At 43.7% G+C, this 16446-nt stretch carries 20 protein-coding genes; 6 read left to right on the top strand and 14 right to left on the bottom strand.

Going from position 1 to position 16446, the window contains the following annotated elements; translation table 11 throughout:
* Window positions 1-29: 29 nt before the first annotated feature.
* The 14 genes from C1X04_RS18435 to xdhA form a co-directional block, all read right to left on the bottom strand.
* Window positions 30-290 (bottom strand): hypothetical protein, encoded by a 261-nt coding sequence (locus tag C1X04_RS18435; RefSeq protein ID WP_175404911.1) that lies wholly within the window; start codon window positions 288-290, stop codon window positions 30-32.
* A gap of 84 nt (window positions 291-374) precedes the next feature.
* Window positions 375-1172 (bottom strand): enhanced serine sensitivity protein SseB, encoded by a 798-nt coding sequence (gene sseB / locus C1X04_RS07180; protein ID WP_137169539.1) that lies wholly within the window; start codon window positions 1170-1172, stop codon window positions 375-377.
* Between the two features lie 91 nt (window positions 1173-1263).
* Window positions 1264-1995 (bottom strand): hypothetical protein, encoded by a 732-nt coding sequence (locus C1X04_RS07175; protein WP_137169538.1) that lies wholly within the window; start codon window positions 1993-1995, stop codon window positions 1264-1266.
* Window positions 1996-2067: 72 nt separating this feature from the next.
* The gene (locus C1X04_RS07170; RefSeq protein WP_137169537.1) at window positions 2068-3012 is read right to left on the bottom strand and encodes a hypothetical protein; all 945 of its coding nucleotides are present in this window, start codon (window positions 3010-3012) and stop codon (window positions 2068-2070) included.
* 274 nt (window positions 3013-3286) lie between these two features.
* Window positions 3287-4306 carry an IS110 family transposase gene (locus C1X04_RS07165; protein WP_137169536.1) on the bottom strand — a complete coding sequence of 340 codons (1020 nt, stop codon included), beginning with the start codon at window positions 4304-4306 and terminating at the stop codon, window positions 3287-3289.
* Between the two features lie 454 nt (window positions 4307-4760).
* Window positions 4761-5207 (bottom strand): GNAT family N-acetyltransferase, encoded by a 447-nt coding sequence (locus C1X04_RS07160; RefSeq protein WP_137169535.1) that lies wholly within the window; start codon window positions 5205-5207, stop codon window positions 4761-4763.
* Between the two features lie 212 nt (window positions 5208-5419).
* Window positions 5420-5737 (bottom strand): antibiotic biosynthesis monooxygenase, encoded by a 318-nt coding sequence (locus C1X04_RS07155; RefSeq protein ID WP_110571846.1) that lies wholly within the window; start codon window positions 5735-5737, stop codon window positions 5420-5422.
* Window positions 5738-6064: 327 nt separating this feature from the next.
* On the bottom strand, window positions 6065-6319 hold the full coding sequence (locus C1X04_RS18865) for a type II toxin-antitoxin system RelE/ParE family toxin (protein WP_137170742.1): 255 nt from the start codon (window positions 6317-6319) through the stop codon (window positions 6065-6067).
* On the bottom strand, window positions 6316-6549 hold the full coding sequence (locus C1X04_RS07145) for a CopG family transcriptional regulator (RefSeq protein ID WP_137169534.1): 234 nt from the start codon (window positions 6547-6549) through the stop codon (window positions 6316-6318). Before C1X04_RS07145 ends, C1X04_RS18865 begins: the two co-directional genes overlap by 4 nt.
* A gap of 179 nt (window positions 6550-6728) precedes the next feature.
* Window positions 6729-7028: a type II toxin-antitoxin system RelE/ParE family toxin gene (locus C1X04_RS07140; RefSeq protein WP_110571843.1), complete on the bottom strand. Its 300-nt coding sequence runs from the start codon at window positions 7026-7028 to the stop codon at window positions 6729-6731.
* Window positions 7029-7298 (bottom strand): type II toxin-antitoxin system Phd/YefM family antitoxin, encoded by a 270-nt coding sequence (locus C1X04_RS07135; protein WP_012070385.1) that lies wholly within the window; start codon window positions 7296-7298, stop codon window positions 7029-7031.
* Window positions 7299-7831: 533 nt separating this feature from the next.
* Window positions 7832-8698: a xanthine dehydrogenase accessory protein XdhC gene (gene xdhC / locus C1X04_RS07130; protein ID WP_137169533.1), complete on the bottom strand. Its 867-nt coding sequence runs from the start codon at window positions 8696-8698 to the stop codon at window positions 7832-7834.
* Window positions 8695-11043: a xanthine dehydrogenase molybdopterin binding subunit gene (xdhB, locus tag C1X04_RS07125; RefSeq protein WP_137169532.1), complete on the bottom strand. Its 2349-nt coding sequence runs from the start codon at window positions 11041-11043 to the stop codon at window positions 8695-8697. The genes xdhC and xdhB overlap by 4 nt, the downstream gene beginning before the upstream one ends.
* Window positions 11036-12535, bottom strand: a complete 1500-nt coding sequence (gene xdhA, locus C1X04_RS07120) for a xanthine dehydrogenase small subunit (RefSeq protein WP_137169531.1) — start codon at window positions 12533-12535, stop codon at window positions 11036-11038. Before xdhA ends, xdhB begins: the two co-directional genes overlap by 8 nt.
* A 201-nt stretch (window positions 12536-12736) precedes the next feature.
* Between xdhA and C1X04_RS07115 the strand changes: the two genes are divergently transcribed.
* The 6 genes from C1X04_RS07115 (at window position 12737) to C1X04_RS07090 (ending at window position 16444) form a co-directional block, all read left to right on the top strand.
* On the top strand, window positions 12737-13039 hold the full coding sequence (locus C1X04_RS07115) for a cupin domain-containing protein (RefSeq protein ID WP_137169530.1): 303 nt from the start codon (window positions 12737-12739) through the stop codon (window positions 13037-13039).
* Window positions 13040-13138: 99 nt separating this feature from the next.
* Window positions 13139-13390 (top strand): type II toxin-antitoxin system Phd/YefM family antitoxin, encoded by a 252-nt coding sequence (locus tag C1X04_RS07110; RefSeq protein ID WP_137169529.1) that lies wholly within the window; start codon window positions 13139-13141, stop codon window positions 13388-13390.
* On the top strand, window positions 13380-13667 hold the full coding sequence (locus tag C1X04_RS07105) for a type II toxin-antitoxin system RelE/ParE family toxin (RefSeq protein WP_137169528.1): 288 nt from the start codon (window positions 13380-13382) through the stop codon (window positions 13665-13667). The genes C1X04_RS07110 and C1X04_RS07105 overlap by 11 nt, the downstream gene beginning before the upstream one ends.
* Window positions 13668-13871: 204 nt before the next feature.
* Complete coding sequence (locus C1X04_RS07100) at window positions 13872-14867, top strand: ABC transporter substrate-binding protein (RefSeq protein ID WP_137169527.1); 996 nt, start codon at window positions 13872-13874, stop codon at window positions 14865-14867.
* A gap of 4 nt (window positions 14868-14871) precedes the next feature.
* On the top strand, window positions 14872-15675 hold the full coding sequence (locus tag C1X04_RS07095; protein WP_254682356.1) for an ABC transporter ATP-binding protein: 804 nt from the start codon (window positions 14872-14874) through the stop codon (window positions 15673-15675).
* Complete coding sequence (locus C1X04_RS07090; RefSeq protein WP_110571834.1) at window positions 15653-16444, top strand: ABC transporter permease; 792 nt, start codon at window positions 15653-15655, stop codon at window positions 16442-16444. The genes C1X04_RS07095 and C1X04_RS07090 overlap by 23 nt, the downstream gene beginning before the upstream one ends.
* Window positions 16445-16446: the final 2 nt, after the last annotated feature.

The following is a 16446-nucleotide window of genomic DNA, read 5'->3' as shown; positions in this document are numbered from 1 at the left end:
AGTGTGGGGAATCGCTCTTAAATTGTTTGTTAGGTGTGGTTACCGACATAGGTTCCATCAGGACAAATTGTAAAGTTATTTCCGCCCACATATGAACCATCTGGACAAATCGTAAAGGTACTACCGCCAACATAAGTTCCATCAGGGCAAATTGTAAAAGTACTACCCCCGACATAGCTCCCATCAGGACATATTGTAAAAGTGCTACCACCAACATAACTTCCATCAGGGCATATTGTAAAAGTGTTACCACCAACATAGCTTCCATCTGGACATATTGTAAAACTCATAATAATTTCCTTCTTTAAAACACCTAACGCCGTGCTCTGGGGCAAACCGAAGCGCAGCATAGGTTTGTCCCTAGCAGCACCTTGTTATGCCTTGCCTACACCAAACCACGATTTGAGCTTTGAACCCCATTTTTGCTCGTAGAATGGCTTAGTTTGATTTATAAAGTACTGGCAAAGACCAGAATCATTTTCATTGACCCTATATAGATCAACAGCCTCGCCTTCGGGCGCGGTATCGCCAGCTACGGCGCCAGCCGCTCTCATAACCTTTTCAATATCACCATCTGCCTCTATGCCTACTATTAGATGAGGTTTCTCATCAACAAACGAGTCATGCATGAGTGCCAGATAAGCTTTTTTAACATTGCCATGTTTTGCCAAGAGCTGTGTCAGTGAATCAATCATCTTTGAAGGGTAATTAGAAGGTTGCCCCAGTAGCACCTTAGTTTCTTTCTCTACGACTCTCTGAGAAGGAGCCTGACTGATGCCTATAGATAACAAATGCGTAACTTCTTCAGGAGCAAACTCTTTACCATAGTCTGATTTCGGGTTAAGAAATAGCGTAGCCCCTTGCGTCATTTCAAACAAAGAACGAACTGGTAGGGCTAAATATGATTCTTCGCTATTGATTGATTTTTGCAGCACTTCTAGCGAGGAAAAGAACGGAATTACAGGTGAGCTATCTGCTTTCTCCCAATGCTGTATTTGAATTTTATTTCCGGCTTCGAGATTCACCTCTCCGTCTGTACCTAGTACTCCAGTCGTACCAAGCAAAAACACCTCCGAGCTTAGTAGGATTTCACAGAATTGTGGTCGATGGGCTGGCTCGTCAGCAGCCAACCTTAAAATCTCTTCTAGTTTATTTTCTTCGGTTAATTCCACGATTCTTCCTTAAGGCATAACGCCTCAATAACCGGCGCGGTTCTGCCGCGTCCGGCGCCGTAGGCGCGTAGTTGATTGATTTGTTAGGAGCTTAATCAAGGTTTAGCCATTTTGTACTATATCCATAACTGCGACCTACGGTATTTCTTATGGATTTGTTCTTATATTTTTCTCGGACTGGGTTGTTCGCTACTTTTCCAACGAACTCCATTCTATCGGCCGCTTCATGTTTAAGTTTTCGATTGAAATATTGAGTAGATCCTGCACTAAACCAACCCGCAATTTCGTAGACCTCTTGAATTATGCCGTCATAAACTGCTAGTGCGTATTTTGCATTTCTATAGTTTTTGGGTAGCCTATTCCAACAACCCCGTGTAATTTCGTAAAGACTTAATTCATCTATACCGTAGTAGAATAGTTTATTTATCAGGATGATAACTGCTGGGTCATCTACCTCAACATCTTGCATTGATATTAAAGCTGAAACCTCTTCAAGCGTCTTTCTCCCTGCTGCTTTAGATCCCTTTCCTCTAACCTCATTTGTTAGGTTTTCTATTCCAATGATATCAATGCATGATGCCTCGATTTGTTCGGCTTCTTGGCTTGTTTCAAGCCCATAACGAATTAGCTCTATGCGCGGTTCCAGTCCTAAGCTATTTAGCTCTTTGATTCGTTTGACTTTGTCAGACTCCTTTTGATCTCGCAAGTGTGATAAAGCCATTTTGTTAACTCCTTTCCCTATGTAGAAGACCTCATCTTTTCTTGGGTCTACATAAGCGTAAACATAATTTTTTAATTCATTCCATTTGATGTCGGAGTGCATATGTATTCCTAACGCTCGCATTTGCGGCTGGTTTGGAGTGTAGCGGAAAACCAGTCCGACAACATGCGTTTGTTAGGCATTTTCACTCTTCCGTACTGCCTCTATTACTTTTATGAGGTAATCAGGTGAAATTGGCGTTTCTTTCGATGTTATAGATTCTTGAATTATCTCACGGGTCGTTTGGCCATCAGTCATAATTGGGTTTCTCTCGACGGCCAAAAACTTGTGAATGCACTTTTCTATTAAAGCTTTATCATCAATGGAAATAGAGGCTTCCAATGCAACAAAATTATGTTCAATATTTGTGGCTTCATTTTGAAAATACTTTATTTCAGCCAGGCTAGCTTTATACAGCCTTAGAAAAAAGTATGAAAATACTTCTATGATAAGAACGATAGATAGACGTGGCAGGAACTCCATTGCAAAATCACCTAGAGAAGAATGAGTGCCTTCTTTAGCTAATACGAAAAAAGATAGGGCAATTACACCAGATAGAGCTGTAATTACACCCAGAACCAAATTTACAGTTCCCCGCCTACCAAGAGCATCTATTTCTTTATATATACGATCTAAAGTCGATTTTCCACGCTTGAAAATATCTAATCTATACTCCGAAGCCTTAATTTCATCCCTCAGTTTATCAATGTAGCTTGCATTGGCATCTGCATTTAGCCTATTTAAGATTTCATCTGTTATGATTTTCTCATCTTCTTCTGACACTGGAGATGTTTGCTTTGCAAATTTTGCTTTCAATTCATGGCGCAAATGCTCAATTTCATATTTGTAAATCTCATCTTTAGTTGATGACAAGTTTGTACCACTTAGGAAACGAACCATAACAAGCGCCATAACAGCACCTACCGTCACCAATGCAAGTAAAACACTCTCCTTGCTTTTCTCAAAACTAGAAAACTCGTCAGTTATAAAAGGAACAAAAGATATTGTCATAGCGACGAGCATCATGGGCAATAGTATGGTGTCTTTATCTCTCAATAAGATTCGTATCAGTCTATTCATGCTTTATTTCCATATTGATGCCTAACATCTATGGACACCCCGATTTTTGCAAGCAAAATCAAGATCTAACAAAAACAGTTTTGCAGCCATCTATTCGGATTTTTGGTAAAGCTTTATTAGCTTTTATCCCTGATGAACTCCGCTGACTTGGTTCTAATCATTTTGGCGTTTTCAACGAAACGATGTTAGTCCCAGAATTTCCAAGTCACGGTCTTACCTATCTTGTCATCACTCTTTTTTACTGAGCAAAACTTGGTGTATCACTCTTTAAAATTTAGATCGTTTGAGCATGATATTTTTGATCTCGTGCAAGTATCGCCCAAACAACTCTTACCAATTTGTTGGCTAATGCCACAATAACTTTGTTTTTATGCATTCTGTTTAACAGGTTTGTAATCCACTCATAATAAGGCTTTCCCGGTTTAATATGTCTTATGACCGCCCTAGCACCATGAATAAACATTCGCCTTAAATACGAATCGCCTCGCTTACTAATGCCTAGTAATAGTGACTTTCCTCCACTTGAGTGTTGGCTCGGTACCAAACCCAACCAAGCAGATAGTTGACGACCAGAATCAAATTCTCTCGCATCACCAATACTTGCCACTAACGCTGATGAGGTTAATCGACCAACACCTGGAATTTCTCTAATAGACTGACATTGGCGACTTTCTTGGCTCGCTCTATCAATTTGTGTATCTAGGTTATTTAGATATTTTTCTAAATCTATTAATCTAGATTGCATCGCCTTAATATGATTACACAACATCATGGGCAGACAATCTTCAACTAAAGCAAAATCTTCTCTAAACCATATCTGTAAGCGAAACCTTCCTGCTGGGATACTGACACCAAATTCCTGCAAACTTGCCCTAATTCGATTAATTAAAGCCGTTCGGTCTCGTACAACACCATCTCGTTCTCGATGGAGTAAAAGCAAAGCTTGCTGCTCTTCACTTTTAACAGACACAAAACGCATATTTGGTCGGCTAACCGCTTCACAAATGGCTTCGGCATCTGCTGCATCATTCTTATTCGTTTTAACATAGGGCTTTACATATTGTGGTGGCATCAACTTCACAGTATGGCCTAGTTTACTTATCTCTCTAGCCCAATAATGGGAGCTACCGCACGCCTCCATTCCTATCAAACATGGCTCTATATTGATTAAGAAACGAAGAAGTTGATTGCGACGTAGCATTTTATTAAACAGTTTTTTTCCAGCTCGATTAAAAGCGCATATCTGAAAAACTGATTTGGCTAAATCAATACCAACTGTATGAATCGTATCCATAACGTCCTCCTTTTAAACTGACCTACTCAGTATAGAAGGGGGTGTCCATTTCATTATTTTAATAGTCCGCTTGCGCGTTTACACATTTTTAAATTCACTTAAAACCATTTTAACTTTCTGAATAATAATACTTTTTAACTGATATCCAAAAAAGTCAAAACTGGAAAAACGAGCATGCGTGTTTTTTCATTTATCCACTGCGCGTTATTTCGTCTGCCAATATTCTTATCCATTGATACTAAAGGTCTTTCTGGATTGCTGCCAGTACAAACAGGCAAAGTTATGATTATTTTTTAGACAAATCGTGCCAATAATTGGTAATCATAAAAATAAACTGTATATTTGCTAAAAGGGTCAGAGTAAAATTAAAACACCTTTCGACTCTAATAGTTATTTTTCGCTAGCATATGTCTTTTAATTTTACTCGCTCCCTCATTATCCTGTTATGTGCGCACTAAAGTTGTATGTACAATCTCAGCATGTCTTTGTGTTGAATACCATTTTCAAAGATTGGCTCAGGGTAATTTAGCAAAAAGTGATCTTTGATGACTGAATCGACTCGAAAGCCAAGGCGTTGATAATATGTCAGTTGATAGCCAAATGTGCCAGTACCAAGTTCAACACGATTGATCCCCTTACTTGATAACTGCAATAGAATTGACTTTAGCAATGCGGAGCCAAAGCCTTGACCTTGGAACTCTGGATACACAGATATATTGAATATCTCAGCAACACTGCTAGTGTGAGGTTTTACTGTGCAAGCCGCTAGAACACGCCCATTATCTATTGCAGCAAAACACCATGAGCCCAATAAATATGATGAAATACTTGCTTCAGAAGGATCGGCTTCAAGCAGTAAATCCAGCGGAATCTGACTGCTTTTGACTTCGATATACTGCATTTTTCCTCCAATCACATAATGCTCACTTGAGTAATGAACAACGCAATACTGATACCGCTGAATATTTAATCACAACGCATATTAAAAATGCCTGGCGTTGCAAATAAGTTACTAGTTTTGCTTGCCCTACTTTCTAACAACGTCGCTGTGATCCAAAACGTCTTTGCATGCGGAAAAAAGCGCAGTGTATTAAGATGGGATTAATTGGTTTGCTAAATACCGTAGTCGCGCTCTACCTTTGATATGCGAGTTTTAAATGATGAATACCATTTTTCATGGCCAAGCTTTTGGGCTTGTTGATGCTCTGCATGTGCTTTCCACTGCCTGATGGACTCGAGATCAGACCAATATGAAACAGTAATTCCAACGTCCTCTCGTGCCGATTCTATGCCTAAAAACCCTGGTTGCTTTGAAGCTAGTTCGACCATTCGGTCTGCCATTTGACCATAACCGCTATCAACTTCAGTACGGTGAGATGTAAAAATTACCGCGTAATATGGCGGGTTAGGTGTGTTAGCGATGAGGGACATCTTTGCTCCTTTAGGTATCCAACATTATATTAATACAGTTGTGCGTTATTCTCTTTACCCATTGATACTAAAAGACTTGCAAACCAGCCACCAGTAAAAGCTCGTAGTTTTTGATTACTTATCAGACAAGGCAGTGTTAAAGCTCCGAAGCGCAAAAGAACCCCAACTTCCGTCTTCCCCTTGAAGAAAAGGGAAGAAACTTGTCCGTAGCTTGAATCAGTTATTCATTAGAACAATAGCATTTCCTTAAAAAAGCTACTTCGCTAATCGTGCTCTTCGATTGAAGATAGTGGGTATTTTGGGGCAAGGCTAACGTAAAGGGTAAGACTAATTATTTTTATATACAGAAGATCTATGTGCACCTTTAATCACGTTTATGATCAATACGTCATCTCTTATCTGATAAATGATGCGATATAAACCTTGCCTTACGCGACAAGTATCTAAACCAGATAGCTTGATGCAGCCTTCTGCTCTTGGGTTATCAGCTAGACTTTCAATTTTTTGAAATATTTTGGGGGACGTCTTTTTTAGGGATATTCTTAAAATCTTTGCTGACCGACTTTTTGAAAGTAATCTTATATTTTGCCATTCGCTTTCAGCTCGTTTAGAAAAACTTCATAAGTCACTTCTGGCTCATTCACTCGTTCTGATATGGCAGCAAGGTCTTCTTGATCTTCTCTCATAAGCAAACGAACTGCTTCATCAATTAGTTCTGAAATAGAAACATCTGATGATGCCACTCGCATTTTTAGCGCTTGATGGATAGCAGGCTCAAAGTAAACGGTTGAACGTTTTGATAAATTACTCATGTTACACCTCGACGATTCTTCAGGGGTTTTAACAATGTAGCGTTATAACGTTAAAACATCAAAATCGAAAAATTTCGAGTGATCTCGTTTTATACTGGAGAGATTATGGGAGCAAGGCGGACGCCAAGAGCGAGGTCAAACGGCCATCTAAAGCAGTCAAGTTGAGTTGTGGCGTTTGCTTAGGCCTCATTCTCTGTTAATTCAAGCTGTCTCTCACTTCGCCAGACGCGTATTAGAACAATCTCTTTGGCTTGTCTGAGGTAGACAACCCGAAATGGCGCGTGAATCAATTCACGAATGTGATCCATGTTGAATTCAGGAACAATTCGTCCTATATCTGGGTAAATTTGAAGCATTTCGCAATGTTTCAAGATAGCAGCGACGAAGTCATCACCGATATGCGGCACATCTTGTTCTCGGTAATACTCCTGAATAGCTTGTAAATCCTCAAGAGCAGACTGTACGATGCGTAATTCCATTTACTTGATTCCCAAGGTTTTCTTGGCGTCCTCCAAGGATACGGTGTTGCCTTCGCGAGCATCCATTAGTCCCTGCGCCACCGCTTTTACAAACCGCAATTCCTCTGCGGTTTTCTCATAATCTTCGAGCCCCTGAACCACCGCTACGCCGCGGCCACGGCTAGTAAGTAGAATTGGGCGATGCGTTTCCTGCGTTCGACCCACTACCTTTCCGGGATTGATCTTTAGGTCTGATAGAGGAATAACATCCTCAGAAAATTTAATCTGCATAGTGACTTCCTAGCAAGCAATCGAGTGCTATTAATAGCACCCGTTAACAGGTATGGTCAATAAACATAGGGCTCGCATTTGGAAGACGGGGGCAAAGCCCTGAAGAGCCAAAGTAATAACCCCACCCTAGCCCTCCCCTTGGAAGACATAAGGGGAGGGAATAATTACGTTGTCGGGCTAAAGCCGCGACCTACAAAAAAAGTTAAATCAACAACTTACAAGGTTGATGCGGAGTAAGGCGAACGCCAAGAGCGAGGTCAAACGACAGTGTCGAGCGGTGGTGTTTAGCTTGCTCGCATCTCGAGAAGTCAGGGGCAAAGCCCTGAAGAGCCAAAGTAATAACCCCATCCTAGCCCTCCCCTTGGAAGACATAAGGGGAGGGAATAATTACGTTGTCGGGCTAAAGCCGCGACCTACAAAAAAAGTTAAATCAACAACTTACAAGGTTGATGCGGAGTAAGGCGGACGCCAAGAGCGAGGTCAAACGACAGTGTCGAGCGGTGGTGTTTGCCTTGCTCCTGCTACCAAACGACCTAGATGTGAGCCGTCTCTTCACTTAAAGCGTTGTTGATTTCTTTCCAAGTCAGTCCACTGCCCTTTTTCGCTGACGTTTGTGTTTGGGTGATTTGGATGATTTGCCCTGCGATGGATATGGCGATTTCGAAGGGTTTCTTGCCTGCGATTTCGTTTAGTCCCACTGGGCAGTGGACGGAGTCGATTTCTGCTTGGCTGAAGGAGGCGCTAACGAGGCGTTTTTTGAAGCGAAGCGCTTTGGTTTTCGAGCCGATTAAGCCGATGAATCGGCAGTCTTTGCGATCCAGCAAGGCTTCCACAAGTTGGTAGTCCAAGGCGTGGTCGTGGGTCATGACCAAGGCGATTTCGTTATGGCTCATGTGGTCGATGTGTTCCAACATGGATTCATACAAAAACGGCGTGACGTTGCTTGGCAAGCCTTTGAGGTTATGGTCTTGAGCCAAGTTCTCGCGGCTGTCGACCCATGAGATTTTCGCCTGCATGTTGCCCAGAACATTGACCAAAGTCGTCGCCACGTGCCCCATACCAAAGATGGTGATCTTTGTGGCGGGTTCTGGGAAATACTCCAGCAGCACGCTGACCGTGCCGCCGCAACATTGATTGGTTTTAGCGGCGAGGGGAAAGTTTTCCAAAAGATGCGAAGGCGATGCCGCATCTTGCAACATGGCGCGGGCTTTTTGGCAGACAGCGTATTCCAGCTGTCCACCGCCGATGGTGTCGAAGCTGTGCGACTCGGTGATGATCATCTTGCTCGATGATTCCCGAGGCGCAGAACCTTGGGTGCCGATCACGGTAGCGATCACCCAAGCTTGCCCTGCTTTTTCCACCTCTTGCAAAGCCTGAACCCAACTCATAGAGGACATCATAGACTGACTTCCTCATCCGCTTTATGATTTTGCGCCGCTTGCATGGCGTAATACACCGCTTCTGGCGTGGCAGGCACAGCCAATGGCGGTGAGATTTTATGGTCTGCCACGGCAGCGCAGGCGTCTTTTAGTGCACACCAAACGGAAATCCCCAGCATGAGCGGCGGTTCGCCTACGGCTTTAGAACGATAGACGGATTCTTCGCTATTGGGTCGATCAAACAGTTTAACGTTGAACTTCTCTGGAATGTCCGCCGAGGTAGGAATTTTGTAATTCGCCGGGCTGTTGGTGGTGATGCGACCTTTTTCATCCCAGCTTAGCTCTTCTGACGTGAGCCAGCCCATGCCTTGCACAAACGCGCCTTCAATCTGCCCTATATCCAAATCTGCGTTTATCGAATCGCCAACATCGTGGAGGATATCCACTTGAGTCACCTTGTATTCACCCGTAAAGGTATCGACAATCACTTCCGCCACAGCAGCGCCATTGGCGTAGTATAAAAATGGACGACCTTTGGCCGCTTTGCGGTCGTAACCTATCTTCGGTGTTTTATAAAAACCTGTAGACGATAAAGACACGCGATTCATGTACGCCAGTTTAATGAACTCAGGAAAGCCCATGGTCTCGCTGCCTAGGATGACTTGATCGTCTTCAATAGCAAATTCATCGGCAGCAATAGCAAAGTGTTCCATGGCGAATTCTTGCAAGCGACCTTTGATCGTCATCGCTGCATCCAACGCCGCCATGCCATTCAAATCTGTTCCTGCTGATGCGGCGGTTGGTGACGCGTTTGGCACTTTGTCAGTACGAGTAGAACCTACATTGACGCGCTGATAGTCAATACCAAAAGCCTTGGCAACAATTTGCGCCACCTTGGTGTAAAGCCCCTGCCCCATTTCCGTTCCGCCATGGCTCACGTGCACACTGCCGTCGGTGTAGATATGCAGCAAGGCACCACCTTGGTTTAAGTGTTTCGAGGTAAAGGAAATACCAAATTTCACAGGTGTGAGCGCGAGGCCTTTTTTCAAGAAAGAGTTCTTCTTGTTGAAAGCCTTAATCGCTTCACGACGAGCGCGATAATCTGAGCTGGTTTCGAGCTCTTCTATCAGTGTAAGCAACACATCGTCATCGACTTTTTGTCCATATGGCGTGGTGTCTTTACCGGTTTTATAACAATTTAACTTACGAATATCTAAGGCATCTTTACCGACTGCACAGGCGATTTCTTCGATCACGTTTTCTGCCAACAGAACGCCTTTAGGCCCACCAAAGCCACGAAACGCGGTATTGGACACTGTGTGGGTTTTCCCACGATAGCCACTGATGCGAGCATTCGGTAGGAAATAAGCGTTGTCTGCGTGGAACATGGCGCGGTCAACAACGCCGTCAGACAAATCGGCGGTACAGCCACATTTGCCCACCATGTCGTACTCTGCTGCAAGGATCTCACCCGCGTCAGAAAAGCCCACTTCGTAGCTGTTCCAGAAGTCGTGACGCTTACCGGTTTGCACCATGTCGTCTTGGCGCGGCATACGATACTTAACTGGGCAACGATTTCGTACCGCAAGCACCGCTGCCATACAGCTCAGCACCGCCGCTTGCGATTCTTTACCACCAAAGCCACCGCCCATACGACGTACTTCAACCAATACTTGAGCCACTGGCAAGCCAAGCACACGCGCCACCAGCTTTTGTACTTCCGCTGGATGCTGAGAGGAAGCAAATACTTGTACGCCGCCGTCTTCATTTGGGGTTGCCACACTGATCTGGCCTTCCAGATAAAAATGTTCCTGGCCTTTGATGTACAAATCGGATTTCAGTTTATTTGGCGCGGCTTCTAATGCCCCTTTGGCGTCGCCACAGCTAATGGTGTGAGTCGGCAAAACGAACTCTTGACGTTCTAACGATTGACGAGGATGTAAAGTTGCTTCTCGCGGTTTGTACTCTATCTCCGCCAAGGCAACGGCTTGTTTTGCCGCACGCAAACTGGTGGCTGCGACCGCAAAAATGGCTTGCCCTATGAAGTGAACGAAATCACCCGCCAATAGCAAATCACCGCTCAATACAGGCGACACATCCACTTCACCAGGAATATCCGCTTGCACGATCACATCGACCACACCTGGGTAAGCACGAACTTTGTCCAAGTTGATCGACACAATATCCGCGTGGGCTTCGGTCGATAACCCCGTTGCCACATGCAATTCATTTGGCCATTCCGGCATGTCGTCAATGTAAACAGCTTGGCCTGTTACGTGTTTAATCGCCGATTCATGGACAGGCAAAAAACCATTTTTGCCGATGTCTTTTTTGTCTAAAGTAAAATCTTGTGGCAGTTTACGCATGAGTGCTTGCCTCCGAACCAGTCGATAAAATGGAATCGCTAACAGCGTGACCTGAGAAGGTCACCACCTCGGTGCCGTTTAATTCCAACCAGGCTTTGTGAATCAGATTACAGGCAATATCCAAACGGTATTTTGCGCTGGCTCGCATGTCGCTCATTGGCGTTAATTCACTGCGTAACGCTTCTATGGCTTGGTTTAAGGCTTGCTCGTCATTAATGGCTTTGCCGATTAATGCGGCTTCTGCTTTTTTACCACGAATTGGGGTGGCGGCCATGCCACCAAATGCAAAGCGTACGTCGCTTACTTTGCCATTATCAACGCTAAATCGAACCGCTAACATAACGCTGGAAATATCGTCTTCCATGCGTTTCGATACTTTATAAAAGCGATGAAATTGCGACAGTTTGTCCAGCGGCACATCAAAGGATGCGATCATTTCATCGTCGGCTAGTTGAGTTTGTTTGTAGCCTTGGTAAAAGTCATTGATGTTTACCGTTCTAGTACTGCCGTCTGTTTTCAATAATTGAATATCGGCATCAAACGCCAATAGCAATGGCGGTAAATCAGCAATGGGCGATGCGTTCGCCACGTTGCCGCCAATCGTGCCACGGTTACGAATTTGTCGAGAGGCTATTCGGCTCAATAAGCCATAAATTTGCGGATAAAGTATCTTGCTGAAATCTTCCAATTCACTGTAAGTCACCGACGCACCGATTGTCAGTGTCACGGCACCAATATCCAACTGCTTAAGTTCCGCCACGTTAGATACGTCGATGAGAGTATCAAAATCGCGGTAACGCTGAGTGTTTTCTAGCATCAAGTCCGTGCCACCAGCGATCAAGGTTGCGTCTGGATACGAAGTTAATGCCTGAGCCAGTTGCTCTAAATTGTTTGGTTGTACGTAGTTGCTGCTGTCATTCGTTTGCGTTTGTAGGTTTTCAAGTAACGCCTTAATGCCTTCGTTTTTACTCATTAACTCAATAAAAGGCGTCTCTTTAGATTCTTGAACCTTGATCATAGACAAGCCAGCATCGATGATTGGGCGATAGCCAGTACAACGACATAAGTTGCCAGAAATCGCATCGCAAACGGCTTCACGATCAATTGGCTGGTCAGCGTTCTGTTTGTTTTCGTATAACCCCGCCAAGGACAATACAAATCCCGGCGTACAAAAACCACACTGAGAACCATGAGATTCCACCATGGCCTGTTGAGCAGGATGCAATTCATCCACCTTGGATAAATACTCTACCGAGACCACATGCTTACCCGATAAAGATTGAACTGGCGTAATGCATGAGTTGAGCGTTGAATAGGTCAATTCGCCGTTTTCTAATGCACCAACAAGAAGCGTGCATGCACCACAATCTCCAGAGGCACAACCTTCCTTCGTACCAGTTAATCCACGTTTTTCTCTTAAGTAACGCAAAGCGGTAAAGTCGCTAGGGAGCGTGTTATCGTCGATGAGCTCATCGTTTAGTATAAATTGCAAAGCGCTCTCCTTATTTAGAATAGTGTCATTAATAATAGCTTAAATGCAAAAACCTGACCAATCGTACAAAGTTTTGATTTAAAACTAATACTGTTCCTTAAACAATCCATTTTGCAATTAAAAGTATTAACCCTATCGACAATCGCAAATGAGTTTTATTATCATTAATGCAGTTTGATAAAGGACAGTAAGGTTACCAATATGGACAAGATTAACATTAATGAAGAATTTGTATCTCTAAACGAAGAATGGGCACCAAAAATCATTGCCGAGTCTAATGGGCAATCGGTACGAATTTTAAAAGGGACAGGAGAATTAGGCTGGCACAAACATGAAGACGAAGAAAAAATTATCATCGTCTTCAAAGGCCAACTGACATTAAGGCTCAAATCATCCAGTGACATTATCCTTGAGCAAGGCGATATGTACGTCATGCCAAAAGGGGTTGATCACTGCCCTGTCGCACAAGCTGACACGCACTTCATGATGATAGAACCGTCTTAGTACGCACTCCGAATTAAGCATAAAAGATAAATATATATAGCACTACTTAAAATTTAGGTCTAAAATAAGACCTAAATTTAGTGCTTAATTGAGGTTCCCATGAGACAAATCTTAGCCAATTACACAGCCAGTATTTCTGAATTAAAGAAAAACCCAACGGCTTTACTTAACGAATCTGATGGCTCTGCTATAGCCATTTTAAACCACAATAAGCCAGCGGCTTACCTCGTCCCTGCTGAGGCCTATGAGCTTTTGATGGAGATGGTCGATGATATTGAACTAGCAAAACTAGTTGAGGCTCGCCGTACTGATTTATCCAAAGCCATCGAAGTGAGTTTAGATGACTTATAAATTAAAATTTCTTCCTGCAGCTCTAAAAGAATGGCGCAAATTAGCACCACAAATCCAAACACAATTTAAAAAGAAGTTAGCAGAGCGACTAGACAACCCGCATGTTCCAGCCTCAAAACTACGTGGTTATGATTACGTCTACAAAATAAAACTAAGAACCTCAGGCTACCGCCTAGCTTATGAAGTCATAGACGATGAAGTCGTCGTTTATGTGCTGGCAATTGGAAAACGAGACAAAGACGCGGTTTATAAAAAACTCGCTTCTCGGGCTGGTTGATATCGCACCATTTTGTTTCATTACCTCTATTCGAATACTTTTCTGTCTTATCACCAAAAGTCTTTCACTTTACTTTTTATTATTAAATTCAAATACTTAAAGAAATATTTCTAGTTCCACTTAAACATGGAACAAATGTTGCTAAATATAAAACATATGAAACAAGCGGGTCTTTAATACCTATTAATTGTATGGAGTATGTTTATGAAAGCGGCAAAGAAAACAGCAATTCGATTCTCTCTTTTAGCCAGTCTCATCTCAGCCACATCTGCCATGGCGGCAGATCAGGTTACATTTCAATTAGACTGGTTACCAGGTGGCGATAAAGCGCCCGTTTATGTAGGTATCCAACAAGGTTTCTTTGCTGACGAAGATTTAGAGGTCAAGATCGCCAGTGGTCGCGGTTCCACCGATGCGTTAACTAAGATGGCAACAGGCCAGTCTGATATTGGTAGTTCCGATATTGGCGCCTTGATGGCCGCAAAAGCTCAGGACGATGTGCCTGTTGTAGCGGTTTATCCCTACTTCACACAAGCACCACACGCATTTTTCGTCTTAAAAAGCAGCGGCATTAAATCGATCAAAGATTTGAAAGGCAAAAAAGTCGCAACGTCACCCTTCACCTCATCCAATGCTTTCTTGCCATTGGTGTTAGAACAAAATGGCCTGAGCGAAGACGATATTAAATTAGTAAAATCCGATCCGGGTGCTCTAGCACCAATGATGATCACCGGCAGCACAGATGCCATTATTGCTTGGGTCACCAACACCGCGCTTTATGAGTCGCAAGCGAAAGGCGCAGGCAAAGAGCTGATCGAAATGCCTTGGTCAAATTCTGGTTTGTCACTTTATAGTTCCTCTCTTCTAGCTTCTGAACGCTTTTTAGAAGAGCGTCCAGATGTCGCCAAACGTTTCATCAAAGCCTTCGCAAAATCCATTGAGTTTACTTACGCCAACCCAGACCAAGCGGGCGTGGATCTACACAAAATGGTGCCAGAAGTCGACGCCAACATTGTTTCCGCACAAATTAAGAGCATTTATAACTTGGTCTACAACGACGTCACAACACAAGACGGCTTTGGTAACTTCACCGACGAACGCATTCAAAAAACATGGGAATACGTAGCACAAGCCAATGGCGTCTCTGTGGATGCAATCGACCCAAAAAGTGCCGTAAACAACAGCTTTAAGCCGGAGTAACGGTATGGAAGATAATAAGATGACGGATAGCAATAAATCCGCCTACGTGAGCATGAAAAAAGTGAGTCATAAATTTGACCCACGCCCAGAAGCACCCATGGTTGTGCAAGACATAGATCTCGATATACACCGCCACGAATTTGTGGCGGTCGTTGGGCCATCTGGTTGTGGTAAATCCACTCTCTTGCGCATGGTGGCGGGCTTGCTGATCCCGTCTCATGGCGAAGTCTCTGTCTTTAACCGTCCCGTTACCGAACCTCGTGACGACGTGGGCATTGTGTTTCAAAAAGCCAATTTGTTGCCTTGGCTAACGGTACGCAAAAATGTGCTGTTTCCACTGAAACACAAATACGGCAGTTATTCCCCTAGTGATGAAAAGCGTGCCAACGAACTATTAGAAATGGCTGGTCTGACTCAGTTTGCAGACAAGATGCCAGACGAATTATCTGGCGGCATGCAGCAACGTGTTGGCATTGTGCGAGCACTACTTCTGAACCCAGACATTCTATTGATGGATGAACCTTTTTCGGCATTGGATGCGTTAACGCGTGAGCAAATCGGTTTCGACCTGCTCGATATTTGGAAAAAAAACCCAAAGACCGTGTTGTTTATCACCCACTCCATTAGTGAAGCTGTGTTGTTATCAGATCGTATTTTAGTGATGAGCAAACGCCCCGGTACTGTGTTGGATTTGATCGAGGTAGATTTACCTCGCCCACGCTCTTCACAAACCATTAACTCCCCTCGCTTTGCTGAGCTAACCGATTTAATCAGAGGCTATATTTATGAACCCAACGTACCAGCCTAAAACTTGGCTCGGCCAGCAAGCCAATCGCTTCGCACCGGGGCTATTCTTTATCGGCCTCGTGCTGTTATGGGAGCTAATCTGTCGATTTGGCAATGTGCCAAATTACATTTTGCCTTCACCATCAGCGATTTTTATTGCCTTCTTTGATGTGGAATTTTCCCGCTGGTTGACACACCTTTGGGCAACATTACGTGTGGCTTTGATGGGCTTTGCTCTGTCTATCCTCATTGCCCTTCCCTTATCCATTGGCATGATGCGCTCTGAATTGATGAACCGAGTACTGTATCCAGCTTTGATCGTGATTCAGTCGACCCCTGTGGTCGCCGTTGCGCCTTTGATCATCGTGTTGCTTGGCACTGACGATCCATCTCGCGTGTTGATCACTTGCCTGATTACCTTCTTCCCGCTTGTGGTATCAACGACGACGGGCATGCTGGAAACACCACCAGAAATGATTGAACTCAGCCAATCTTTGCGTGCGCCACGTTATCGTGAAACCTGGCAGATTCGCATTCCTTATGCGATTCCACACATTTTCAGTGGCCTTCGAGTGTCGATCACGTTAGCGATTATTGGTGCCGTGGTGGCGGAATTCGTCGCAGCTGAAGAAGGTTTGGGCTATTTCATTCAGTTCTCCACTTCTTTCTTTAAAATCCCGCAAGCCTTTGCTGGGCTGATCTTCTTATCGGTCATCAGTTTGTTACTGTTTAAATCGATTCAGTGGATTCAGGCGTGGTTGTTTCCGTGGAGCCTTCCTAAGAAGAAGTAAGT

Origin of the sequence: Marinomonas sp. FW-1 (assembly GCF_005222245.1) — a bacterium.
GTDB classification, from domain to species: domain Bacteria; phylum Pseudomonadota; class Gammaproteobacteria; order Pseudomonadales; family Marinomonadaceae; genus Marinomonas; species Marinomonas alcarazii.
The sequence above is the reverse complement of the archived record's forward strand: the minus strand, read 5'-3'. Positions and strand labels throughout refer to the sequence as shown.